Annotated in this window: 24 protein-coding genes and 1 pseudogene; 2 read left to right on the forward strand and 23 right to left on the reverse strand. The window is 66.3% G+C overall.

Annotation, left to right across the window (positions count from 1 at the left end):
* Positions 1 to 8 precede the first annotated feature (8 nt).
* The 8 genes from OEX18_01300 to OEX18_01335 form a co-directional block, all read right to left on the reverse strand.
* Positions 9 to 644: a MotA/TolQ/ExbB proton channel family protein gene (locus tag OEX18_01300; GenBank protein MDH4335899.1), complete on the reverse strand. Its 636-nt coding sequence runs from the start codon at positions 642 to 644 to the stop codon at positions 9 to 11.
* Positions 645 to 1544: an energy transducer TonB gene (locus tag OEX18_01305; GenBank protein MDH4335900.1), complete on the reverse strand. Its 900-nt coding sequence runs from the start codon at positions 1542 to 1544 to the stop codon at positions 645 to 647.
* Entirely contained in the window at positions 1541 to 2371 is an 831-nt protein-coding gene (locus OEX18_01310) for a class I SAM-dependent methyltransferase (protein MDH4335901.1), read from the reverse strand. The genes OEX18_01305 and OEX18_01310 overlap by 4 nt, the downstream gene beginning before the upstream one ends.
* A 19-nt stretch (positions 2372 to 2390) precedes the next feature.
* Complete coding sequence (gene ugpC / locus OEX18_01315) at positions 2391 to 3512, reverse strand: sn-glycerol-3-phosphate ABC transporter ATP-binding protein UgpC (GenBank protein ID MDH4335902.1); 1122 nt, start codon at positions 3510 to 3512, stop codon at positions 2391 to 2393.
* Positions 3513 to 3660: 148 nt separating this feature from the next.
* Entirely contained in the window at positions 3661 to 5004 is a 1344-nt protein-coding gene (gene lat, locus OEX18_01320; protein MDH4335903.1) for an L-lysine 6-transaminase, read from the reverse strand.
* A 169-nt stretch (positions 5005 to 5173) separates the two neighbouring features.
* Positions 5174 to 6700: an amidohydrolase family protein gene (locus OEX18_01325; GenBank protein ID MDH4335904.1), complete on the reverse strand. Its 1527-nt coding sequence runs from the start codon at positions 6698 to 6700 to the stop codon at positions 5174 to 5176.
* Positions 6701 to 6844: 144 nt separating this feature from the next.
* A complete protein-coding gene (locus tag OEX18_01330; protein MDH4335905.1) occupies positions 6845 to 7222 on the reverse strand; it encodes a hypothetical protein in 378 nt (125 codons plus the stop codon).
* A 408-nt stretch (positions 7223 to 7630) separates the two neighbouring features.
* The gene (locus OEX18_01335; protein MDH4335906.1) at positions 7631 to 10729 is read right to left on the reverse strand and encodes a T9SS type A sorting domain-containing protein; all 3099 of its coding nucleotides are present in this window, start codon (positions 10727 to 10729) and stop codon (positions 7631 to 7633) included.
* 680 nt (positions 10730 to 11409) lie between these two features.
* Between OEX18_01335 and OEX18_01340 the strand changes: the two genes are divergently transcribed.
* Complete coding sequence (locus OEX18_01340; GenBank protein MDH4335907.1) at positions 11410 to 13197, forward strand: GspE/PulE family protein; 1788 nt, start codon at positions 11410 to 11412, stop codon at positions 13195 to 13197.
* Positions 13198 to 13257: 60 nt separating this feature from the next.
* Here OEX18_01340 and OEX18_01345 read toward each other — a convergent pair whose 3' ends face one another.
* From OEX18_01345 to ffh, 9 genes and pseudogenes are all read right to left on the reverse strand, one after another.
* Positions 13258 to 13857: a hypothetical protein gene (locus OEX18_01345; GenBank protein MDH4335908.1), complete on the reverse strand. Its 600-nt coding sequence runs from the start codon at positions 13855 to 13857 to the stop codon at positions 13258 to 13260.
* A 74-nt stretch (positions 13858 to 13931) separates the two neighbouring features.
* Complete coding sequence (locus tag OEX18_01350; protein ID MDH4335909.1) at positions 13932 to 14279, reverse strand: YraN family protein; 348 nt, start codon at positions 14277 to 14279, stop codon at positions 13932 to 13934.
* A gap of 32 nt (positions 14280 to 14311) precedes the next feature.
* Positions 14312 to 15052, reverse strand: coding sequence for a ribonuclease HII (locus OEX18_01355; protein ID MDH4335910.1), 741 nt, complete (start codon positions 15050 to 15052; stop codon positions 14312 to 14314).
* Positions 15000 to 15359, reverse strand: a complete 360-nt coding sequence (rplS, locus tag OEX18_01360) for a 50S ribosomal protein L19 (GenBank protein MDH4335911.1) — start codon at positions 15357 to 15359, stop codon at positions 15000 to 15002. The genes OEX18_01355 and rplS overlap by 53 nt, the downstream gene beginning before the upstream one ends.
* Before the next feature lie 12 nt (positions 15360 to 15371).
* Entirely contained in the window at positions 15372 to 16073 is a 702-nt protein-coding gene (gene trmD / locus OEX18_01365; protein ID MDH4335912.1) for a tRNA (guanosine(37)-N1)-methyltransferase TrmD, read from the reverse strand.
* A 3-nt stretch (positions 16074 to 16076) separates the two neighbouring features.
* Complete coding sequence (gene rimM, locus OEX18_01370; GenBank protein MDH4335913.1) at positions 16077 to 16613, reverse strand: ribosome maturation factor RimM; 537 nt, start codon at positions 16611 to 16613, stop codon at positions 16077 to 16079.
* The gene (locus OEX18_01375) at positions 16610 to 16864 is read right to left on the reverse strand and encodes a KH domain-containing protein (GenBank protein MDH4335914.1); all 255 of its coding nucleotides are present in this window, start codon (positions 16862 to 16864) and stop codon (positions 16610 to 16612) included. Before OEX18_01375 ends, rimM begins: the two co-directional genes overlap by 4 nt.
* A gap of 222 nt (positions 16865 to 17086) precedes the next feature.
* Positions 17087 to 17353 (reverse strand): annotated as a pseudogene (rpsP, locus tag OEX18_01380) (30S ribosomal protein S16).
* 138 nt (positions 17354 to 17491) lie between these two features.
* Complete coding sequence (gene ffh / locus OEX18_01385) at positions 17492 to 18814, reverse strand: signal recognition particle protein (protein ID MDH4335915.1); 1323 nt, start codon at positions 18812 to 18814, stop codon at positions 17492 to 17494.
* Between the two features lie 510 nt (positions 18815 to 19324).
* Between ffh and OEX18_01390 the strand changes: the two genes are divergently transcribed.
* Positions 19325 to 19897, forward strand: a complete 573-nt coding sequence (locus tag OEX18_01390) for a hypothetical protein (GenBank protein ID MDH4335916.1) — start codon at positions 19325 to 19327, stop codon at positions 19895 to 19897.
* Between the two features lie 99 nt (positions 19898 to 19996).
* Here the strand turns inward: OEX18_01390 and rpe are convergent, their stop codons facing one another.
* Genes rpe through tgt form a run of 6 tightly spaced genes read right to left on the reverse strand, consistent with a single transcriptional unit; the run spans position 19997 to position 24421 of the window.
* The gene (gene rpe, locus OEX18_01395) at positions 19997 to 20692 is read right to left on the reverse strand and encodes a ribulose-phosphate 3-epimerase (GenBank protein ID MDH4335917.1); all 696 of its coding nucleotides are present in this window, start codon (positions 20690 to 20692) and stop codon (positions 19997 to 19999) included.
* On the reverse strand, positions 20664 to 21392 hold the full coding sequence (locus OEX18_01400) for a PASTA domain-containing protein (protein MDH4335918.1): 729 nt from the start codon (positions 21390 to 21392) through the stop codon (positions 20664 to 20666). The genes rpe and OEX18_01400 overlap by 29 nt, the downstream gene beginning before the upstream one ends.
* Before the next feature lie 33 nt (positions 21393 to 21425).
* Positions 21426 to 22376: a methionyl-tRNA formyltransferase gene (gene fmt / locus OEX18_01405; GenBank protein ID MDH4335919.1), complete on the reverse strand. Its 951-nt coding sequence runs from the start codon at positions 22374 to 22376 to the stop codon at positions 21426 to 21428.
* An 8-nt stretch (positions 22377 to 22384) separates the two neighbouring features.
* On the reverse strand, positions 22385 to 22903 hold the full coding sequence (gene def / locus OEX18_01410; GenBank protein MDH4335920.1) for a peptide deformylase: 519 nt from the start codon (positions 22901 to 22903) through the stop codon (positions 22385 to 22387).
* 16 nt (positions 22904 to 22919) lie between these two features.
* Entirely contained in the window at positions 22920 to 23252 is a 333-nt protein-coding gene (gene yajC / locus OEX18_01415; protein MDH4335921.1) for a preprotein translocase subunit YajC, read from the reverse strand.
* Positions 23249 to 24421, reverse strand: coding sequence for a tRNA guanosine(34) transglycosylase Tgt (gene tgt / locus OEX18_01420; GenBank protein ID MDH4335922.1), 1173 nt, complete (start codon positions 24419 to 24421; stop codon positions 23249 to 23251). Before tgt ends, yajC begins: the two co-directional genes overlap by 4 nt.
* Positions 24422 to 24461 lie beyond the last annotated feature (40 nt).

The following is a 24461-nucleotide window of genomic DNA, read 5'->3' on the forward strand; positions in this document are numbered from 1 at the left end:
GGCCCGGTTTACCGCGCTCCCTTCGCCGCCTGCGCGTCCGCTTCCATCACGGCCAGCTGGCGCAGCAGGGTGTGCGAGTAGGTGTCGATGCGGATGACCAGTCCGTCGATGCGCGCGTCGAGCAGGTTGTAGGCGATCAGCGCCGGAATACCGATGACGAGCCCGAACACGGTCGTGATCAGCGCCTGCGCGATGCCCCCGGAGAGCACCCCGGTCTGGCCCACGCCCGACACGCTGATCACCGAGAACACCTGGATCATGCCCGTCACCGTGCCCAGCAGCCCCAGCAGTGGTCCCGCCGCCGCGGCCGTTTCCAGCAGCACCATGTAGCGGTCGAGCCGCTTGACCTCGCGCCGCCCCGTGTCCTCCATGGCCTGGCGCACGATGTGCACCGGCTTGCTCGCCACCTCGAGCCCCGCGTGCACGATGTTGGCAAACGGGGTGTCGAACCGTTCGCAGATCTTCATGGCGAGCGGTATGTCGGCCGGTGTCTGGATGGACTCGATGCAACTGACGATCTCCCCCTGGATCACGCGGGGGCCGCGCAGCGCAATCAGCTTCTCAATGGTCACCGCCACCGCGATCATCGAGAGCACGGCAAGCGGGATCATCACCGGCCCACCCTTTACGAATATCGCCCACATTTATGGCTCGCTCCTTTCATCGTCCTTGCGGATGAAACGCCCGTTCCTGAAGTAACGCTCCTCGTCGCCCGGGAGCAGGTAATAGAACCCGAACGTGATCTCCAGGTAGGGCTCCGGGAAATCCGCGGGCAGGGGTCTGAAGGGCGCGGCGCCCTTCACCGCGTTGCTGCTGGAGCGGTGCAGAGAGTCGTGCCCCTCCGTCTCCACCACCTCCATTCCCTCCATGTGCCCGTCCGGGTAGATACGAAACAACACCCACGTGTAGCCGTGCACCGCACCCAGGGTGGTGAACGCGATGGGTGGAATCCACTTCTGCTTGATGCGCCGCTTGAGGTCCAGCAGGTAGGGCGCGAAGTCCCACTCGGTCGTGTTGAGCGAAATGCCACCGATGGTGGCACTGGCCGAGCCCTCGTGCTCGAAGTCGTGAGTCTCGTCGGGCAGCGACGGCTCGCGGCGCGGGCTGATCTGCTCGGTGAACTTGGAGCGCTGGATGGCCTCGCTGAGGCCGCCCTGCTCCACCGGCAACGGCGGCAGTTCGCTCTGGCCGCCCCCCTCCTCCCCCGGGGTGCGCGACGGGTTGTCGGGAACCGGAATGCGTCCTTCGCTGCGCGGCAGGTCGGAGTCCGTGTCGCGGCGGTCCAGATCGCTCGCGGCCGAAGAGACCGTGGAGAGAAAGCGGCTCTGCTGGTCGGTGGGCGTGGGCGTTTCCGGCGGCGAGACCAGCGTGAACTCCAGCGGCTCCACCCTCGGTTCCGGCTTCATGTCGATATCCAGCGACTGCACCGCATTGCGCAGTCCCGGCAGCAGCAGCAACGCGTGCAGCAGGACCGACACCGCGATGCCCCACATGAGGGCGCGATCGCGGCGATCCGGAATCCTGCCTGCCGTCATGGCGCTCATGCGTCACCCCGCGCCACCTCGAGGCGGCATATCACGAAGGCGCTCACCAGTTCGCGCAGCCCCGGCACGCGCGTCAGCGGCCGCAACCACGCGTAACGCGCCGGTCGCAGTTCCAGAAGAGAAACGCGCAGCGAGGGGACCCCGCGCACGATCCCCAGGAAGCGCTTCACGCTCATGTGATTGAGATCCTGATCGTATGATTGCATTATCTTCTTCACGCGCGCGTCGATTGCCTCGTTGCTTTCCGCCGGCCCGCGCTCCATCAGCACGCGCCGGATGGCACCCGCCAGTTGCGCCCGCGAAAACAGCAGGTGGCACCACGGCGTGTACACGTAGTCGTACAGGTGCGAACCCAGCGGCGAGTAATGCGGCGTAAAGAAAATCCATATGGCGCCGCCACCGCTCACACTGCGCGCCATCTCGCCCAGCGCGCCCACCGGATCCGCAAAGTGTTCCATGGCATCGTTCGCCACCACGGTGTCGAAGGTGCCATCGGGCACCGGCAGCGCCGCTGCATCCGCCACCACGAAGTCCACCGCCGCCGCGTTGGCTTGCGCGTAACGCCGGCTCTGCTCCACGTTGTCGGCCGCGAGGTCGATGCCGACTGCGCGGGCACCCGACTCCGCGTACGCCACCGTCTTTCCCCCCAGGCCGCACCCCACGTCGAGCACCCGCTTGCCGCGGAGATCGTGGCGCGGGTCCATGTACGTGCGCGCGAACTCGCGTCCCCAGTGGTGCTCCCAGCGCGAGTACGCCTCCTGGGACTCGCGCCCGCCCACGTTGGGGCGCCGGAACACGCGGTTCAACCCGACGATCAAACCCGTCATGCGCGCGTTCCGTCCCCGCTCACGCCACCCCCGCCGCCGCCGGCTCCGGGGCGGCGTCGATGCGCCGGCCGTTCTCCTTCCAGAAGATATGGACGCGCCCGGCATCGACAAAGATCTCCGTGCTTTCATCCGCCGCGGGAACGAACTCGCGCGCACCCCGCGCCACCAGTTCCACTCCGCCCACCTCCAGGTGGGTCAGGGTTTCGTGCCCCAGCGGCTCGCGCAGCACGACGCGCGCGCGCAGCGCAACCGGCGCCGCCAGGCCGGCCGCGGCGGGATGGATGTCCTCCGGCCGGATGCCGATGCGCAGTTCGGCGCCGGGACGCGACGCGAGCACCGGCTCCAATGGTGCGGCCACGCCGAAGCGGGTGCCGCCGCGTATGACCACGTCACCGCCCTCCCCGCGTCCGTCCGCGAAGTTCATGGCCGGGCTGCCCAGGAACGAGGCCACGAACGTGTCCAGCGGCCGCCGGTAGCACGCCTCCGGTCCGCCCACCTGGTGGATCCGCCCCTGGTTCATGATCACCAGCAGGTCCCCGATGGTCATCGCCTCCACCTGGTCGTGCGTCACGTACACCGACGTCACCCGCAGGCGGTCGTAGAGCCGGCGGATGGTGCCGCGCATCTCCGTGCGCAGCCGTGCGTCGAGGTTCGACAGCGGCTCGTCGAACAGGAACACGCGGGGCTCCCGCACGATGGCCCTTCCCAGCGCCACGCGCTGGCGCTGTCCGCCCGAGAGTTCCGCGGGCTTGCGACGCAGCAACGCGTCGAGTTCCAGCGTCTTTGCAATCTCCACCACGCGCCGCTCGACCTCGGCGCGCGGCATCTTGCGAACGCGCAGCCCGAAGGAGAGGTTCTGGGCCACGGTCATATGGGGGTAGAGCGCATAACTCTGAAACACCATCGCGATGTCCCGGTGCCGGGGTTGCATGGTGTCGAGGCGGGCATCGCCCAGGTGGATGCTGCCCGAGGTGGGCTGCTCCAGCCCGGCGATCATGCGCAGGAGGGTGGTCTTTCCGCAGCCGGACGGCCCCACCAGCACCACCATGCGCGGGCTGGGGACGGTGAGGTTGAAGTCCTCCACCGCCACCACACCACCGGCGAACTCCTTGCGAACACTCTTGAAGATCAGGTCGGCCATGACGGGTGTCGAGGGTACGGCAGTGATGAAAGGAGGCGCAATCGCAAAGGGTCTCCGGGCGCGCCTTCACAACGACGACGGCGCCCCCGGGCGTCCGGAGGCGCCGCATCCACGCCTGTGTGCACGTACGTCGCGCCGGCTCCCGCGCCTACAGCGCCGCGCCCAGCGCGCGGTCCAGAATCTCGATGCCCTCGTCGACTTCGGCCCGGGTCAGGTTGAGTGGCGGCCGGAAGCGCACCGAGCGCTCGCCGCATCCCACGATGAGCAGTCCCAGCTCCCGCGCCTTGCCCAGCACCTTGGATCGTGTTTCCGCATCGGGGAGATCGAATGCGCACATCAGCCCGGCGCCGCGCGAGTTGGTGACCTTGGCGGGGTACTTGTCGCGCAGCCCGTGCAACCGCTCCTGCAGATAGCCGCCCGTCTCGCGCGCGTTCTCCACCAGACCGTCCTCGTCGGTCACCTGCAGGTAGCGCGTGGAGCGAACCATGTCGGTCAGGTTGCCGCCCCAGGTGGAGTTGATCCGGCTCGGCACCTTGAACACGCTGTCGACGTCGTCGAACTTCTTCGAGGCCAGGATGCCGCACACCTGCAGCTTCTTGCCGAAGGCGATCACGTCGGGCATCACCCCGGCATGCTCGATCGCCCAGAACTTGCCGGTCAGCCCCGCGCCGGTCTGCACCTCGTCGGCCACGAAGATGATCTCGTTCTCCTCGGTGATCTCGCGCAGGAAGCGCAGGAACTCCGGCCGGAAGTGGTTGTCGCCGCCCTCACCCTGCACCGGCTCGATGATGAGCGCGGCAATGTCGTTGCGGTGCTTCTGGATGGCCTCCTTGATCTCGCGCTTTGCCTTCTCCTCCGCGGCGAGCACCTCATCCATGTGCTTATCGAGCGGGAAGATGACCCTGGGATTGGTGATCCGCGGCCAGTTAAACTTGGGGTAGTACTTGATCTTCACCGGGTCGGTGTTGGTGAGCGACATGGTGTAGCCGGAGCGGCCGTGGAACGCCTCGCGGAAGTGAATCACCTGCTGCCCGGTGTCCTTTGTTGCACCGCGCTGGTAGTTCTTCTGCACCTTCCAGTCGAACGCGGCCTTGAGCGCGTTCTCCACCGCCAGCGCGCCGCCCTCGATGAGGAACATGTGCGGCAGTTCCCCGGGGATGGCAAAGCGGTCCATCGCCTCCACGAACTCCGCCATCTGCTGGCTGTAGAAGTCCGAGTTGGAGGGCTTGTTCACCGCCGCCGCCGCGATCTTCGCGCGGAAGACGGGGTCGGTGAGCTTGGGGTGGTTGATGCCGACGGGCAGCGAGGCAAAGAACTGGAAGAAGTCCAGGTAGGTGCGTCCATCGCGCTTGTCCTTGAGCCGGACGCCCTGGCTGTTCTCGAGATCGACGACGATGGGGAATCCGTCCACCAGCATGTGGCGTCCGATGGTGTCCAGAACCTGTTTGGGCTCGACGTGGATGTCGCTTCCGGCCCCGGTGATGTGCGCCATGATTCGTTCTCCTTCAGGATGTGACTGGGATAATCCAAGAGCCTTGAGCGGCCGCCCCCCGTCCCAACGGTCAGCCCCGGTCCATCGAAAGCTAACGGACGGCACGCGTGCGTGTCAAGGAGACACACCGCCCGGGGAGCGGCAGCAGAACCTGTTTATTGCAAACAGGTTATCGGCGTCGCTTCAGACCGGACCTCGGCCCCGCAGCCGCGGCCGACCGGTGCACTTCCCAACCGCCCACGTACGTCGCCTCCACGGCGATTTCGTCCAGATCGGCGAGCAGCGGATTCCCCGACAGAACCACCAGGTCGCCGGGCGAGCCGATCTCAATGCCGTACGCGTCCTCGTCGCCGCCCAGCGCGTGGGCCGCGGTGGTGTAGCGCCGCAGCGCCTCCGCCGGACCAATGCGCTCCTCGGCCACCGGGTGGTGGGTGGCGCCGCGCATGCCGTACAACGGCCCGGCCGGCATACCGTCGGAACTGAACACGAAGGGCACCCCCGCGCGCAGCAGGCTCGCAAAACGGTTGCCGTGCCGACAGCGCTCTGCCCCCAGGCGGGTTTCGTACAGGCCGCCCTCTCCGGCCCAGTTGCGCACGAAGTTGGGCTGCATGACCAGCGGCACCCGCAGCCGCTTGCAAACTGCCAGTTCCTCGTCGCCCATGATCTCCGCATGCTCGATGCGGAAGCGGGCGTCCTCCACGCCGGTCTTCTCCATGGCGGCCAGCACGGTGGCCAGCGCCCGGTCGCCGATGGCGTGCACCGCGCAGGCGATGTCCGCCTCGCGGCACGCGGCCAGTTCCTCCATGAGCTCGTCGCGCCCCACCAGCAGTTCCCCGTCGCCGGGGGCGTCCGCGTAGGGAGCGTGCAGCGCCGCGGTTCGCGCGCCCAGCGAACCGTCGGTGAATATCTTGATGCCCAGCGCGTTGACGCCGCTCGCCTCCTCCAGGCGATCACGCGCGTCGTCGAAATCGGCCGCTGGCACGTGCACGAGCGCACCCAGCCGCAACGGCCGGCCGCTCGCCTCCAGGCCCTCGACGTAGACGTCGATGGTGCTGGGGTCGACGATGTCGTGGATGGCGGTGATGCCGAGCGCGTGCAGCGCGGCGATGGCGCCGTCGATGGCATCCACCATGGCGGCGCGCGGCGGACGGCTCGCGCGGTTGGCCTCGAACACGGCGTCCTCGGCAATGCGTCCCGAGGATGCATCGACGAAGCGCCGGGTGGTGAGTGCTGACAGCAGCGCCTGGTTCGCCACGCCCACGTGCCCGCAGATGCGACGCGCGTAGACCGGCCGGTCGGTGGCGATGGCGTCGAGGAGCGCGCGCGTGGGCAACGCGGGGTCGTCCCAGCCGCTCTCGTCGAAGTCGACCCCCACCACGGGTTCGCGTCCCGGGTGGGCGGCGGCCCACGCGGCCAGGCGCGCCACGACATCGCCCGCGTTGCGCGCGCCCGAAAGATCGCAGCGCAGCTGCTTTCCGGCCAGCGCCAGCAGATGGAAATGGGCGTCGACGAACGAGGGGATGATGTACTTGCCGGCGCAGTCGATCACGCGCACGTCGTCGCGCCCCCCGGCGTCCACCGCGCTGGACTTGCCACCCAGCGCGGCCACGCGGCCGTCGCTCACCCAGAGGGTGCGCTCTTCGAAGCGCACCTCGTCGACCCAGACCCGGGCCCCTGCAAATACGGTGGTGGACATTCCGCTATCCTAGCGGCATCGGCCGGCCGGGCACACCGCAAAAGTGGCAAAAAAAACAAGGGGGCCCGCCGAGTGTGAAGGCCCCCTTGTCCCAACCCGCCCAGTGGTCACCGGACGGGCAGTCTCATCGCCGCACGCGAGAATCTAGTCGTCGCAGGGGATGTCCTCCTGGTAGCCGCGGACGTCACGCTGGTATGCCCACGCCCGGCGGTGCTCGATGTTGACGGTGCGCTCGTCGACCAGGTTGCTGCACTGGTCGAACACGAACACCTTCCCCACCTCCAGATAGGTCCACTGCTGCCGGATCTTTCCGTACTCGTTGAGGCGGATCCGGTGCGGCGTGTAGCCGTACTCGTCGTACACGGCCTTCATGTCGCCGGAGAGGTTCCGGAGGTACAGGAAGTGACGGAGATTCTTCCGCTCGCGCTTTCCGGTGACCTGCGGCGCGTAGTAAATCTCTTCCGCCACCACCGGGGCCGCAAACAGAAGCATCAGGCAGAAGATGCCGATGCGCTTGATCATAGCCCTTACTCCTTAAGACGCTAAAGCAATTGATGCAGGGCATTTATGGTTGTGACTTATTGTATCACATTGAGGCGGGTGGGGGCAAGCCGGGGTCTGTGAGGGATGCCACTTCCCCGGGGTGGACCGGACGGGGGCATGGGGGGTCGAAAGGGACCGGCGGGGCGGGTGCGGGAAAAGAAATTGGGGCCGCTCGCCGTGTCTGTCGCTGAAGTTGGAACAGGGGCAACAGGCGGAAGACAAGCAGGCCCCAAAAGGGGTGGCACGGGCGGGGCCCGGGCCGTGGCGGCAGTATATCACACCCCCCGCGGTGTCTCCACCCGGTTTCCCCCACCCCGGAAAAAGACCCCGGGGTCCCGCCCGAAGGCGGAACCCCGGGGGTCCCAGGCTACGAAGCCGTCGGAGAGCTTACTTCAGCAGGACCATCTTCTTGGTCTGCGTCATGTCGCTCGTCACCAGCTTGTAGAAGTAGACACCGCTCGACACGGACTGACCCGCGTCGTTACGGCCGTCCCACGCCACCTGGTGCACCGAACCCGGCGCCCGGTCATCGTTGACCAGCGTACGGACCAGCTGGCCCGCCACGTTGTAGACCTTCAGGCTCACGCGCGAGCGTTCCCGCACGGTGAACTCGATGGTGGTCGACGGGTTGAACGGGTTCGGGTAGTTCTGCGCCAGCGACGTCTTGTACGCCGTGGGCGCGGTACCCGTGGGCTGATCCAGCGTGTTCTGGAGCCACGTGATCACGTCATAGAGGTGATCGATGCGGTCCATGACGCCGCCGTTGGCGCCCGCACGGTCGTCGCGGATGAGATCATAGGAGAAGCCCTCCATCATCACCCGCGCCGTCCGGCCAGCGCCGTTCAGCGTCGTCTGCGAGATCGTCGCCGCGTACTGCGGATTGTTGGCATACAACATCTGCGCAACCGCGGCACCGGTGGGCTGGAGCACGTCGAACTTGTTGATGGCCAGGCAGCCACCGAAGGTCACGATCGTGTCCGGTCCCGCCACACTCGAGAAGGCGCTTCCCGGGGTGCCGATTGCCAGGGGGTTGATCCCCAGCCCGACCGTCTTGTGGTCCGGCGTCAGCACGTTGAAGCTCAGGTACGCAGAACGCACGTTCACGGCCGACGGTGCCGGCGAGGTGACCCAGTCGTTGGGGATGCCGTCGCCGCTGATATAGAGGCCCGGATCCTTGTCCGACTGGTCGAGGAACGCAAACAGCAGGGCGAAGTCGTCCGCCTTGTCCGGCGTGCCGGTACCGTCGGCGATGGTTCCGTCCTCCAGTTCCTCCGAGTTCCAGATGATCTTCTTGTAGTACGGAAGGATCTGCTGGGACACGTTGACCACGCGCGATCCAGGACTGTTGGCAACGCTGGACGAGGGTGCAATCACGTCGAAGCGATCCACCTTGTCCAGGATGCCCAGGAACTGGAACGCCTGGTCGAAGAACGGCTGCACGGCACGGCCGTCACCGTCGTCGACATACAGGATGTCGCCGCCGTTGTTGAGGGCCGCCGCCGGGAGACAGGTCATCTCCATGGCGTTGGCGTAGGCGACGTTGATGTCGACGGATGTCTGAATGGCACCCGAGGCATCCGCGTTGTCGAGCGCCCGCAACTGGTTGAAGAAGTACGACCGCGAACCACCGTTCGACTCGGCGCAGAAGAAGTACTCAACCGTGTCACCCGGGGTGAACAGGTTGTCGTTCAGATCCACGCAGTAGTTGTCAGGCGAAGGCGTCTGGTTGTTCTGCGTGTAGGCCGTGTCGAAGCGAACGATGGTCCAGGTATCCCCGTCCGGTCCGACGGTGCTACCCACCACCGGCCAGCGCGAGGGGTCGTCGCTGAGCGCAGCGCCCGACTTGGCCGGCTGCGTGGGCGACACCTTGACGAAGGCGTACACCGCCGCACCGCCAAAGCCAGGATCGGTGGCCAGGCCGAGCACCGGGTCAACCACCGTCGCCGCTGCCGAGTCACCCGGCAGGATGCCGAGATTCGCCGCGGGCAGGAGGTCCTGCGCCATGTCGGCACGCACGGTACCGGTGACGGTTCCGTCGGTGGCAAAGTTGTCCTGGAACAAGCGGAACGAGTTGATCTGCCACTGCGGACCGTTGACCTCGATGCGCTTGACCTTGACGTTGTCGATCATGGGCGAGTGGCTGTGGCAGGCACCGGAGCCCACCGTGCCACACCAGACGCCGCACATATCCCACGCGGCCAGGGAAATCTGAATGTGGCTGGCGGCCGGGTCGATCAGGCTCCCGAACTCGTTGATCGATTCGAGCCAGTCCTTGTCGTCGCCGTAGTTCACCAGGTTGTCGTTGAGCCACGACTGCGGGCAGCCGCCCACGATGGATCGAACCTGCCAGACGTAGAACACCAGGTTGTCCAGCGGAAGGTCACGATACACCGCGAACTGCAGCTGCGCCTGCGTTCCCGCACCCGTCCAGGCGATCTGGGGAGACCAGACTTCGTTGGTCAGGTACTGGCCCGCGGCGTTGCCGAACGGGATGGCGGTAACACCCGGGAATCCGCCGCACGCATAGTTGGCGGTGGAACCGGTGAAGAAGGTCCACAGGCACGAGAGGTCCCGCGCGCAGGGATCCTGCTGCAGCTGCGCCGCACCCGGCAGCAGCGTTGCAAAGTCGCCGTAGCCCGGCAGGTTGCAGCTGGCCCAGTGACCGTCCAGGGTGCCGTGGGCGCCGACCGCCTCGGCCTCGAAGGTCTGGTTGGTCTGGGTGCCGGCACCGTCGACGATCTTCAGGTTGTCGACGATGAAGGCACCGTCGGTGTCCCACAGGCCGTCGGAGTCCGACCACGCCGTATCCGCCCCGAAATTGAAGCGGACGCGGGCACTGCCCCCGTGCTCGGCGGCGGTGATGGTGATCGACTCGGAGGCGCTTCCCTGTCCGTTATACGGGGTGTTGGCCGTGGTCAGCGGCGACCACAGGTCCCCGCAGCCGGCGTCCAGCTCCACGTTGGTGAAGTCGTAGCCAGGCTCGGAGTCCCACACCGCGTCGTAGGTCAGGGTCGCGTCACCGGTCAGGGTGAAGCACTTGGAGCAGAGAATCTGCTGCCACGCGTTGCCGTAGCCGGGGAGCGAACCGTAACCACACAGATCCGGGTCGGCCGCGTTGGCGCGCGCACCGATCCACAGGGATTTCGCCCCCTGGATCGGATTGAGCAGGCCGAACGTACCACCCGCGAGACCCGCGAAGTCGTCCACGTGGACGTAGTCGCCGGTCTGCACGGTGAGGTCGTGGCTGACCCAGCCCTGGGTGAGACAGCTCGCGCCGGTCTGGAAGTTGTACGTGGCAAGGTACGTCGTGTTCGCCGCGGCCACGGCGTTGAACGCCGCGTTGCCGTTGGTCGAAACCGGCGCCTTCATGCCCGTATCCATCATGAAGCGCGGAGCCGCTTTCTTCACGTTGCGGGCATCGGCGCTCGTCACGACCAGTGACGCACACAGACACGCACACAGCGCGATAAGAAAAGTTTTTTTCATGTTGCTTGATCTCCCGATTGCGTTGCTGGATGCATTCGACGATCCGCGGCACGTCGCCGGGACCGCCCGTATTTACGGGAGCAAGGGCAGGCACTATCAACGTGACTCTCCGGAAACCTCCGGCCGCAACTTCACCGGAGCACTACGCTCCCAGAGAGCCTTCTCCGCTGGCGAACTAGACTGGCATCACCTCCGGCGTCGCCATCGGATCGATCGGTGGACTGCTGCAAACCCCCGGCGCGTGTCGTCGGGTACGCCACGGGCGCAGACAGTCGGTCGGCAAGGTGGTCGGCCTGCACAACCGGTGGGGTGTTGTGACTCTGTTTAGATTGAAAGGGACTATTTCACGCGGGACGCGCTGACTGCGATCGCGTTTCATAACCCTTTGCCCCTGTTCCACTGAGAAGTATGCCTGCCGGTTCGTGTCAGTGTCAATTCCGAAGTTAATTTCACGCGCGTTGCGCGCAAAATTCTGGAACAGATGTGTGCATCTCCGCGCGGGTTCGCAGAACCCGCGCGGCGCGTCGCAACATGTGTATGTGGCACGCGCATTGCGTTACCGGTTTTGGACGTTGTGCCGTGGCTGCTTTTCCACCACATAACCCGATGCGAGCGACCAGACGATGACCACCGGATCGAAGCCCACCAGCCCGCCGCCCGTACGGCCGCGGAGCGTTCGGGTGGACGATACCTTCACACTGCCGCGCATCCTGGCCCTGCTCGAGGAGCGCAACCTGATTTCCGCCGCGCAGGCGGAGACAATTCGCGCCAACGCAAAGGCGCGCACCCAGGCCCTGGCCCAGCGCGCCCGCTCCGGCCCGGACGAGGACGAGGGTTACGTCTCGCCGCTGGAACTCATCGCGTCCTTCCACCTGCCCAGCCGCCTGCCCCGGCACGAACACGTGGACGAGGCGGAACTGGGGGCGCTGTATGGCGAGGCCACCGGCACCGCCTTCATGCGCATCGACCCGCTCAAGCTCGACGCCCGCACCCTGGCCGCCATCGTGTCCAAGCCGTTCGCGCGCAAACACCTGCTGGTGCCGGTGCGCCTCGACGGGCGGCGGATGACCGTGGCCATGGTGAACCCCTTCGACAAGGGTGCGCTCAACAACCTGGAGCACGCCACCGGGTACATCGTGGAGCCGGTGCTGGGCCTGCGCACCGAGATCCTCAAGACCATCAACGAGATCTTCGCCTTCGAACGCAGCCTGCAGAAGGCGGAGCGCATGCGCAGCGCGACGCTGGACGTCGGCAACCTCGAACAGCTGGTGGACATCGGCACCGACGCGGAGCTGGACAGCTCGGACCAGCACGTGGTGCGCGCGGTCGACCTGCTGCTGCAGTACGCCTTCGAGCAGCGCGCCAGTGACATCCACATCGAACCCAAGCGCGAGCGCGCGCTGGTGCGCCTGCGCATCGACGGCCGCCTGCACAACACGCACACCATTCCCAAACAGGTCTTCCCGGGTTTTGTGTCGCGCATCAAGATCATGGCCCGCCTGGATATCGCCGAGAAGCGGCGGCCGCAGGATGGCCGCATCAAGTCCGCGTACAAGGAGAACGAGATCGAACTGCGCGTTTCCACGGTGCCGGTGGCATTTGGAGAGAAGGTGGTGATCCGCATATTCGACCCCACCATCCTCCTGCAGGACATCGGCGCGCTGGGCTTCACCGCCGAGCAGCGGCCCGTGTACGAGCGTCTTCTGCAGCGTCCGCACGGGATCATCCTGGTCACCGGACCCACCGGCAGCGGCAAGACGACCACGCTCTACTCGTCGCTGCAGGCGCTGGCCACGCCGGCGGTGAACATCGTCACCATCGAGGATCCCATCGAGATGGTGCACGATCCCTTCAACCAGATTGCGGTGCAGGAGGCGGCGGGGGTCACCTTTGCCACCGCGCTGCGCAGCGTGCTGCGCCAGGACCCCGACATCGTGATGGTGGGCGAGATCCGCGACCCCGAGACCGCGCAGTACGCAGTGCAGGCGGCACTCACCGGGCACCTGGTGTTTTCCACCCTGCACACCAACACCGCGGTGGGGGCGGTGACGCGCCTGGTCGACCTGGGCATCGAGCGCTTCCTGGTGGCATCCACCGTGATCGGCCTGGTGGCGCAGCGCCTGCTGCGCATGGTGTGCCCGTCCTGCGCCGACGCGGCCGACATCTCCGACGACGCCCTCGAGTTGATCGGGCTCGACGATGCCATCGACCGCTCGTTGCTGCGCCGCGGCGCCGGATGCGACAAGTGCCGCAAGACCGGATACTTCGGCCGCACGGCGGCCTTCGAGGTGCTGGAGGTGAGCGACCGTATCCGCGTGATGATCCGCGACGGCGCGGACGAAAACGACGTGGTGCGCGCCGCGCGCCAGGACGGCGCCGAGCCGCTCATGTCCAACGCCATCCGCAAGCTGCTGGAGGGGCGCACCACGCCGGACGAGATTCTCCGCGTCATCCCCACCGCCTGGTAGGCGCAAAAAAAAGGGACGCCGCGGGGGCGTCCCTTTGCCTGCGATGTGCGTGCGCGCGGGCTACTCGTCCCAGCGGAGCACCTTGCCGTCGGCAAGGTAGATGTAGCGGTTCTTGTTCGACTCCGGCGACGGGTAGATCCACTGCTCGTTGATGCGTCCGTTGATCTCGCTGGTGTTCTTCTTGGCCGGGCTTCCCCACGACTCCAGCGCGGCGTCGGACGGCATGCCCACGAACACCTCGTGGTCCATGATGGCGCGCGCCGTCTTCTTGCCGTACTTGCGGATGTATCCAACCTGGCGCAGCACCGGGTCCTCGTAGAAGAACAACTGGTCCATCGCCACATCGATCTTCTCCGGGGTGAGGGGGCGTTCCAGGTTGAGCCCCTGGCGGACCTTGTTCTTTTTCTGCAGCGTCTGCACGGTCACCGAGCCCTCGTAGACCATGGACACGTCGATGACCCTGACCTTCTGGTCCCGCGCGATGGAACCGCCCTCGCCCAGATCCTGCAGCACCACGCGCGTCCACACGATCCGGTCCTTGTACTTCTCGAGGACCGCCTGCTGGTCCTCCAGCGGGATGTCCTTTACGACGACATTCTTGACCGACGAACAGGCCGCAACGGCAACGACCAGCGCCAGCATCCAGACCAACCTTCTCACGAAACCACCTCGCACATTTGCTTGATCCGTGGCGGACCGGAACGTCCGGCCGCCTGAGGGGCGTTTCATCGATTTTACGTCACGCCGACGAAGTGCTCGACCACCATGCGGTCGCCGGACTCCTCCACGTCGATCGTGATCACGTCCACCCGCGGCGACAACCGCGATTCGCGCGCGAACCCGAGCAGCGCCGTCTGCACCCGCGCCAGCTTGCGCGCGTCGATGGCCTCGGCGGCCGCTCCGAATCCCCGGCCGCGGCGAAGCTTCACCTCGACCGCCACCAGCCAGCCGCCGTCGCGCGCCAGGATGTCCACCTCGCGCCGCGCGAAACGCACGTTGGCGTCGATCAATTCGAAGCCCTTGAGGCGGAGGAACTCCGCCGCGATGCGCTCGCCGATACTGCCGGTTTCTCTCGTGCTCACCACCCCACCTCCCCTCGCAACCCCTTCTCTATTTAGAACATCGAGAGGTTGTTTTCAACGATTTTCCCCAGAAACGATCTCCGGTGCACCTCCGCCGCGCCCTGCGCCGCCAGCGCCTCCAGGTGGTCGCGGGTGCCGTAACCCTTGTTGCTGTCAAAGTGATAGCCGGGAAAACGGCGGTGGAGGCGGCGCATGACCCGGTCCCGGGTCACCTTGGCCACGATGGACGCGGCCGCGACACACAGGCTGCGGGCGTCGCCCTTCACCAGGGGCACCACCGTCCCACTCCAGTTGATGGTCTCGCGGCCGTCGATGAGCACCAGGTCGGGCCGCACCCGCAGGGCGTCCACGGCCCGGTGCATGGTGCCCAGGGTGGCGCGCAGGATATTGTCACGATCGATGGTCGCGGGCTGGGCCACGCCGATTCCAACCGAAACCGAGGCGGCGATGATCTGGTCGAAGAGCGACTCGCGGTCGGTCTCGGTTATGGACTTGGAGTCGTAGATGCGGATCAGGTCGCAGCCGTCGCGCAGCACCACGGCCGCGGACACCACCGGCCCGGCGAGCGCACCGCGCCCCGCCTCGTCGACGCCCGCGATGGTGGCGAAACCACGCGCGGCGAGTGCGGCGTCGTGGGCCAGGAGCGCGTCGAACCGCTCGCGTAGCGCCGCCTCGGCCGCACCGGGACCACCGGCTTTGGCGCGCGCGCCTTTGCGCGGGCTAGTCGCGCCTTCTGTCTTCCTTCTTCTCCTTGATGCGGGCGGCTTTTCCAACGCGATCCCTCAGGTAGTAGAGTTTCGCGCGGCGCACGCGTCCCCGGCGCAGCACTTCGATCTTGGTGACGTTGGGCGAGTGGATGGGGAACACGCGCTCCACGCCGATCCCCGAGCTCACCTTGCGGACGGTGAACGTCTCCGTGATGCCCTTGCCGTTCTGCTTGATGACAACGCCCTGGAACGCCTGTTCGCGCTCCTTGGCGCCCTCGACGACGCGAACCATGACCTTTACCGTGTCGCCCACGCGGAAGTCCCGCACCTTGTCGGTCAGCATGCGCTGCTCAATGCGATCGATGATGTTCATGACTACTCTCCTTCACTCCTCGGACGACGTCTCGTCGTCGATCAGGTCCGGTCGCAGGCGCCGCGTCCGTTCGCGCGACGACTCCCGCCTCCACTTTTCGATCTCGGCGTGGTGTCCCGACATCAGCACCGCGGGAACACCCAGTCCCCGGTACTCGGCCGGGCGCGTGTACCACGCGCAGTCCAGTCCGCCCTCGCGCTCGCGCTCGAACGAGTCGCTGGCCGCGGACTCGTCGTTGCCCAGCACATCGTCGAGGAGCCGGACCGTCGCCTCAATCACGGCGGCGGCGGCGATTTCGCCCCCCGAGAGGACGAAGTCGCCGACGGAAATCTCCTCGGTCACCACCAGTTCCCGCACCCGCTCGTCGACGCCCTTGTAGCGCCCGCAGATGAACGTCAGCTCGTTCTCACCCGCGAGGCGCCGCGCGGTGCGCTGGTCGAAGCGCCTGCCGCCCGGTCCCATCAGGATCACCGGGCTTCCCGGCGCCGGCGCGATGCTCTCCACCGCCGCCACGATGGGCGGCGCCATCATCACCATGCCCGCGCCGCCGCCGAAGGGCGCATCGTCCACGGTGCGGTGGAAGTCCTCCGTGAACTCGCGCGGGCTCACCACCCGGTACTGCACGATCCCCTTCTTGGCCGCCACCGCCATCATGCCGGTGGCGAACACGGCCTCCATCATCTCCGGAAAGATCGAGACGACGTTGACGCGCATCGCTCATCCGTCCAGCAGGCCGGGAATCGGCTTGATCGTGATCTGGCCGCGTTCTTCGTCGCGCGCCACCACGAACGCCGGCACCGCCGGAATCAACACCACCCCGTCCTCCCCGGTTACTTCGTACACGCGCTGTCCGGGCGAATCCAGCACCGAGGTGACGGTGCCGACATCGCGTCCCTCGTCGGTCACCACGTTCATCCCGATCACCTGGAACGGCAGTTCGCGTTCCGGCAGTTCGACGTCGAGGCGCGCCAGATCCACATACAACTCCGCGCCCACTTCCTTCTGCGCGTCGGTCCGGTCGTCGATACCCTCGATCTTCAGCACGAACTGCGCGCCCTGGGGCCGGGCCGCCACCACACGCACCGGGTAGCGTTCCACGTCGTCGCCCGCGTCGCGTTCCACGTAGAGCTCCTGCGACTGGAGCACTTCAAACCAGAAATCCTCCGACGCGTACAGCTTGAGCTCGCCGCGAATTCCCTGCGCCTTGACGAACCGTCCCAGGTACAGGGACTCCATTGCTGACGAATCGGTCATTCGCGAATCTCGAAAATAATCTTCTCGCCCGCCTTGCTCGCCGCGGCGTTGACGAGGGTGCGGATGGCGCGCGCGGTCTGCCCGTTCTTGCCGATTACCTTGCCCAGTTCGTCGGGGCGCACGGTCAGCTCCATGACGATGTAGCTTTCCTTCTCGGCCTGCTCCACCTTCACGGACTTCGGGTCGCCGACGAGTGACGCCGCCACGTACTCGATCAACGCCTGGATGGACGCCCGCGTCGCTTCAGCCATGCTTCACCGCGCACCGCCCCGCAGGGGCGGTACCGCGAGCGCCTATGCACCCTCCGCGGGTGCGGCAGCTGCTTCCGCCTTGGCCGCCGCGGCGGCCGCGGCCGCGGCCTTCTTGGAGACGCGCTTGGCGACCGCCTTCTTGCGACGCTCGTCGGGGGTTGCCCCCTGGGTCTCTTTGGCCTTGAGTTCCTCAGCCTTCGCGTCGAGCTGGTCGACGGCGACGCCCTCTTTCACGAGCAGCCACCGCTTCATGACGCCGGTGCGGCGCATGAGGCTCTCCACGTTCTCCGACGGAATCGCGCCATTCTTCATCCACTTGAAGAACAACTCCTCCTCGATTTTCACGTTGGGAGGATTGGTGAGTGGATCGTAGTAGCCGATCTCCTCGATGAACCGCCCGTCACGGCGATTGCGCGAGTCGGTGGCCACGATGCGATAGAACGGGCGACCCTTGCTGCCCATCCGCTTCATTCTGATTGAAACTGGCAAATCAGACACCTCCAGAACCAACATTGAGTCGTGCGCGTCGGCTTCCTCCGCTCAGGTCCTCGCGCGAACGACATTTGAAAGCGCGCTGCGGAAATCGCGTCGGAAGCCCGCCGCGCACTCCTGCAACCGCTCAGTCCATCAGAAGGGCGAAAAACGCCGCTTCTGCTTCTGCATCCGTCCCATCGTCTTCATCATCTTTTTCATCTGCTCGAACTGCCGCAGGAGCGCGTTGACGTCCTGCACCGTGGTGCCGCTGCCACGCGCGATGCGCTTGCGGCGGCTGCCATCGATGAGGTTGGGCCGCGCCCGCTCGCCCGGTGTCATCGAACAGATGATGGCCTCGGTGCGCCCCATCTGGCGCGGGTCCACCGAGACTCCCTGTGCGGCCACCTTCGACATCCCCGGAATCATCTTGAGGATGTCCTCCAGCGGCCCCATTTTCTTCAGCCGACGCAGCTCACCGAGAAAGTCGGAGAGGTCGAAGGTCTGCGCGCGCATGCGCCCTTCGAGCGCTCTTGCCTCGTCGACGTCGATCGACTGCTGCGTCTTCTCGATGAGCGACAGCACGTCGCCCATCCCCAGGATCCGCGACGCCATCCGGTCGGGATGGAACGGCTCCAGGTCCGAAAGCTTCTCGCCGGTGCCCGCAAAGACGATGGGCGTTCCGGTGACGGCCCGTAGCGACAGTGCGGCACCGCCGCGCGCGTCGCCGTCGAGCTTGGAGAGCACCACGCCGCTCACCTGGAGGCGTTCCTGGAACGCAGTGGCCACGTTGACCGCTTCCTGGCCGGTCATGCTGTCCAGCACCAGCAGCGTCGCTTCCGGTGCCGCGGCCGCGCGCAGGCGTTCGATCTCCTGCATCATCTCTTCGTCCACGTGCAGGCGTCCCGCCGTGTCGAGGATGAGCGTGTCGCACAACCGGTCGCGCGCGACCCTTTGTGCGCGTTCGAACAGGACCACCACGTCGGTGTCGCCGGCTTCGCCGCGCGCCACCGGCACCGCGATCTGTTTGCCCAGGATCTCCAGCTGGTCCATCGCCGCAGGGCGGTAGACGTCGAGACCCACCAGCAGCGGTCTGCGTCCGCGCTTGCGCAGCGTCGCCGCCAGCTTGGCGCAGAACGTCGTCTTGCCCGAGCCCTGCAGGCCGACCACCATGACCACGCTGGTCGCCTGCCTCAGCAGGAACGGCGCCGCCGTCCCGCCGAGCAGTTCGGTCAGTTCCTCGTTCACCACCCGGACGATCTGCTGGTCGGGGGTGAAGCTCTTGTGGACTTCTTCGCCGATCAGGCGCGCTTCCACGCGCGCCACGAAGTCCTTCACGACACGGAAGTTCACGTCCGCTTCCAGCAGCGCACGCCTCACCTCGCGCATGGTGTCGCGGATGTCGTCCTCGGAGAGCTTCCCCCGCGCACGGATGGCGGCGAAAACCTTCTCGAACTTCTCGGTGAGACTCGTGAACATACGCCTGCAACCGCGATTGCGCCCTCGCACCAGAACCGTGCGCGCACTCCTGCGAGTGCGTGGCACCCCGCCGGCGGACCCGTTTTTTCTCGAGATGATTCGGAACGGGAGGGCTTGGACCGGGCCTCGCGATTGCCCGGCGGCCGCTACAGGCGTTCTTTCGCTCGTAAGCTGGCAAAGGTACCAGACCCCGCCGGGGGCGGCAAGTCCCAAAATGAGGGGGCGTTAGGGCGTCCCGGGCCCCCGGATGGCGTCGATGGCGGTGGCGTAGTCGGGGGCTGCCGCTCCCGGGCTGGCCTGGACGGGCATGGCGGACAGGCCCAAGTGGCACAATCACGGAACGCAGGTCAGTATCATCGAAGCGAGCGAGACTGGAGGCAGGCAATTGGCCATGAGTCTGGACTCAGATAGTCCATTCACCTAGTATCGTGGGTGCGCGAGAGCCGCCTGGTTTGACTCACGCCAGGCTGCATGCCGTTTTAAGACGCCAAAGCCCAGTGGAGGCCACCCATGATGATCAAGTCACTTCAGATTCTCCCGGTTTGCGCTTTCCTGTTCGTGATGGCGGTCCTTCCGCCCCTGGCCCAGGCCGACCAACCACCGGGACACAAGGTCCCCATGATTGAAGTAGCGGCGGTCGAGCAGCGATCTGCGTGCGATACGCCGGCCGAGTGGTTTATCCAGGTAACAAACCTGTCGGATACGTACTACAGGGTGCGTGTCGAAGCTACCGTGTTGGCTAGCCTTCACAGCGACCCGAGGTGTACGGAAACTGCCGAGAGGACGTTTGATCTGGCGCCGGACCAATGTGGCAGCATCCAGAAGCCCTTCTTCAACGGCCCCCCTCGTCCCTGCGACCTTCCTTGTTGCGACCGTTCAAATCCCGACTGCAACATTTGTACGGTGATTCAGCATGCAACGGTCGAGATCCTGGCCGAAAGCAGGGATGGCATCAAATGGAATCCAAAGTCATCGGTGCACTGCGTCATTTTGAACGGTGAGGTCGTCGAGGGATACCCGAAGTATTGCCGGGTCGTCAATTCCTGTGAAACTGGCCAGACCCTGAACGCTTGCAGTTACTGACCCGACCGTGAGTTCTGAAATCGTCGGCGGAAACCCGGTCTTTGCGGCCTTGCGAGACCGCGGCGGGGGCGAAAGCCATTTCCCGATTCCCGGTTCGGTTCAGGTTCCCCGGATGGCGTCGATGGCGGTGGCGTAGTCGGGGGTGCGGAAAATGGCCGTCCCGGCCACCAGGATGTCCACCCCGGCCTCGCGGGCGCGGCGGGCGGTCTGGGGGTTGATCCCCCCGTCGATCTCGATGGCGTAGGAGAGCCCCTCCCGCTCCCGGAAGCGGGCCGCGTCCTCGATGGTCCTGAGGGTCGATTCGATGAAGCTCTGGCCCCCGAAACCGGGGAAAACGCTCATGACCAGCAGGAGATCCGCCTCCGGCACCGCCTTGATCACGTCCGGGAAGGCCCGGTCCGGATTCAGGGCAAGCCCGCTCTTGTGGCCCCGGTCGCGGATGGCGCGCAGGTCGCGGCGGGCGTCGGCGCTGGTCTCGATGTGGATGGTGAGGATGTCGGCCCCGGCGTCCAGGAAGGCGTCGATGTACCTGTCGGGGCGCTCGATCATGAGGTGCGTGTCCAGCGCCACCGTGGACACCCGGCGGATGGCCTCCACCAGCACAGGCCCGAAGGTGATGTTGTTGACGAAGTGCCCGTCCATCACGTCCAGGTGCAGGAACTCCGCCCCGGCGCGCTCCACCCCCTTGATCTCGTTCTCCAGGCGGGCGAAGTCGCACGCCAGCAGGCTCGGCGCCACCGCGACGGGCGCGTTGCCGTGCGGCGCGTCAGCGCGAACTAGATGCGACCAGCTCAACCGACTCTCCTTCCCGGATGCGCGCCCCGGCCTGCGGGCGCTGATCGACGATGGTGTTGGGAAACACGCCCTCGCGCGCTTCGTAACGCACCGACGCCACGCGGAAACCCATCTTCTCGAGTTTCTCGCGGATGAAGAACAGGTCTTCGCCGGACAGGTCCGGCATCATGTACGTGCGCCCGCCCCCCACCACCGCGAGCACCACCTCCACCGCTTCCCCGTCGAGCACCTCGTCGCCCACCGGCGGACTGGTGGCCACGATGTGCTCGCGCTCGTTGCCCTCGTGCGTCACCCGCGACACGCGCCCCAGGGTGAGGCCGGCCTGCTCCAGCAGGCTACGCGCCTGGCGCAGGCTCATGTTGCGCAGCTCGGGCACGCGGTGCATCTCGGGGCCGAGGCTCGTCACCACCGTCACGGTGCGCCCGGGCTTGAGGTTGTCGTTGGCGCGCGGGCTCTGCGAGATGACGAAGCCTTCCGGGGTCTGCGAGCTGTGCTCGGAGCGCAGCACCCGCAGCTTCAGGCCCAGCCGCGCCAGGGTCTGCGTGGCCTGCGCCTCGCTGTCGTTGCGCAGGTCGGGCACGATGACCGCCCCGCTCTGGTGCACCAGCATGGGCATGATGACAAAATTGAAGGCAAACACGCCCGCGGTAAACAGGGCGGCAAGGATGAGGATGCGGATCAGAATGCGCCGGGCTCTCACAGCGGCTACTCTAGTCCCGCGCCGCCATGCGCGTCAATCGCTTGCGCCAAAGCGATCCCCCGCAGCAATTGGGTGCCCCGCGACGTAGTCGCGGGTGGTCATGGACTTGCGGCCTTCGGGGCGAACGCGGTGGATTTCGAGGGTGCCGTTTCCGCACGACACGAGCAGCGGGTCGGTTGACACGATGGTTCCCGGGGGATGCGGAATGGTGGTTTGCTGCGGGCTCGCCTGTTCGATGATGAGGCGTTTGCCGTTGTGGGTGGTGTAGGCGCTGGGCCAGGGGGTCATGGCGCGCACGAGGCGCGCGAGGTGCACGGCGTCCTTCGTCCAGTCGATCTCGCCGTGCGTCTTTTTTATTTTCCTGGTGTGGGTGGCGAGGGCGTCGTCCTGCTTCTTCGGTTTGACACTTCCGTCTGAAATGCCGTCGAGGGTTTTCACCAGCAGTTCGGCGCCGATGTGCGCGAGCCGGTCGAACAGCGTGCCCGCCGTGTCACTCGTGTTCACCGGCGTTTCCTGCTGGAGCAGAATATCGCCGGTGTCGACGCCTTCGTCGATCAACATGGTGGTGCAGCCGGTAACTTCGTCGCCGGCGAGGATCGCCGCCTGGATGGGAGAGACACCGCGGTGCTTTGGCAGCAATGATGCGTGCACGTTGACACAGCCGCGCGGCGGCATGTCGAGCAGATCGCTCTTGAGGATCATCCCGAAAGCGACCACGACGATGACGTCGGGCTTTTCGGCGGCGATGGCGCGCACGCCTTCGGCGTACGAGCTCTTCTCCATGGTTATGGTCGGAATGTGCAGCTCGACTGCCCGCGCGCGGACCGGCGTGGGAGACACGGTCTGGCCGCGGCCGCGGGGCCGGTCGGGCTGGCTCACGACGAGGGTGGGACGATAGCGGCCGGACTCGACCAGCGCGTCCAGTGAGGGCACCGCGAAGTCCGGGCTCCCCATGAACACCGCCCTCATGCGTTCGCCGGACACGGGGTCACTCAACCCGTCAGGCGCTCGGCGAGTTTCTTGAGCTTCGGCTTGAGCAGCGTCTTCTCCCCGGGCGAGAGGTAGTCCACGAACAGGCGGCCATCGAGATGATCGATCTCGTGCTGCAACACACGCGCAAACATCCCCTCGGCGGTGATGGTATGGGTGGCGCCGTCGACATCCTGGTAGCGCACATCGATGCGGTCGGGACGGGTGACGTCGCCGCGGATGCCCGGAATGGAGAGGCAGCCCTCCTCGAAGATCCACGTCTCGCGCGAGCGCGAGAGGATGTCCGGGTTGACCATCACGATGGGCGCGGCGTCGCTGTCGTCGGGGTCCACCATCTGCAACGCGATGAGCAGCCGCTTCTCCAGACCCACCTGGGGTGCCGCCAGCCCCACGCCGCTCTCGCGCTCCATGGTGTCGATCATGGCCTCCGCCTCTGCGCGCAGCTGCGCGTCGAAGGCATCGACGTCCGGCATCTGCCGGCGCAGGATGGGATCGCCGTAGTATCGAAGCGTCAGTTCCATGATTCCCGTTGTAATACTAGTCCTTGTCGTGCGCCGTCACCGCCGTCACCGAGCTCTTGAGCATCTCGATCTTCACGTTGTCGGACACCTGCAGCACGATGATGTCGTCGCGCAGCCCGGCAATGGTGCCCACGATGCCGCTGGCGGTGACCACGCGGTCGCCCTTGCGCAGCGCCTCCACCATCTTCTGCATTTCCTTCTGGCGCTTCTGCTGGGGGCGGATGAGCAGGAAGTAGAAGATCGCCAGCATGCCCACGATGGGCAGCAGCATGGAGACGGGGCTGGGGCCGGCCCCACTGGGGTCCGCGGGCATCATGGCAAAGATGGGATGGTTGAAGGTGAAATTCAAGAGGTCCTCCTTTGGTTCTCACTGCCTGCGTCGACGGAACCGTTGCCGCCGCGCGTGAACCGGTCCGTGAAGGACCGCTTCCATGAATCGAACGTGCCGTCCACGATGGCCGCCCGCGCGGCGCGCATGGTGTCGGCGTAGAAGTGCAGGTTGTGCCGCGTGGCCAGCATGGGCCCCAGCATCTCGCCCGCCTGAAACAAGTGCCGCAGGTATGCGCGCGAGTGGTTGCGGCAGGTGTCGCACGCGCACTCCGCGTCCAGCGGGGAAAGGTCGCGCGCGTGCACGCTGTTCTTCAATACCACTTTGCCGTCGCGCGTGAACACGGTTCCGTTGCGCGCGTTGCGCGTGGGCAGCACGCAGTCGAACATGTCCACCCCGCGCGCCACGCCTTCCACCAGATCCAGCGGCGTGCCCATTCCCATCAGGTAGCGGGGCCGGTCGGCCGGCAGCCGCCCGGTAACCGTCTCCGCCATGTCCCAGGTCTCGTCCTTGCTCTCCCCCACCGACAGCCCGCCCACCGCGTAACCGGGAAAATCCAGTTCGGCGATTTCATTGGCAGAGCGCTCCCGAAGATCGGGATACTCCGCGCCCTGCACGATGCCGAACACCACCTGCTCGTAGCCGTTGCGGTTGAAGCGCGCGCCGTTGACGTCGCGCCCGCGCCGCGCCCAGGCGGTGGTGAGGCGCACGCTGTTCTCCGCTTCGGCGCGGCTGCTGGGGATGCCGCTGAAATAGTCGAAGCTCATCATTATATCGGCGCCGATGCGCGCCTGCGCTTCCATCACCGCTTCGGGGCTGAACACGTGCAGCGACCCGTCGATGTGCGACCGGAAGGTCACCGCCTCGCCGCTCACCCGGCGCAGGCTCGGCAGGCTGAACACCTGGTAGCCGCCGCTGTCGGTGAGGATGGCGCCGTCCCAGCCGATGAAGCGGTGCAACCCCCCCGCGGACTCGATCAACTCGACTCCGGGGCGCATCACGAGGTGGTACGTGTTGCCCAGGATGATGCGCGCCCCCGTGGCGCGGATGCCCTCGACGGCGATGCCCTTGACGGTTCCCTGGGTCCCCACCGGCATGAACACCGGCGTGGGCAACTCGCAGTGATCGGTGATCAGGGTTCCCGCCCTCGCGCCGTGCGAGGTCGCTTCCAATCGAAAGGCAAACGGCATGTGGGCAACAATGTACCACGGTCCGGGGCATTCGCGCCAT

The organism is Candidatus Krumholzibacteriia bacterium, from assembly GCA_029865265.1.
Lineage (GTDB): Bacteria > Krumholzibacteriota > Krumholzibacteriia > WVZY01 > JAKEHA01 > JAKEHA01.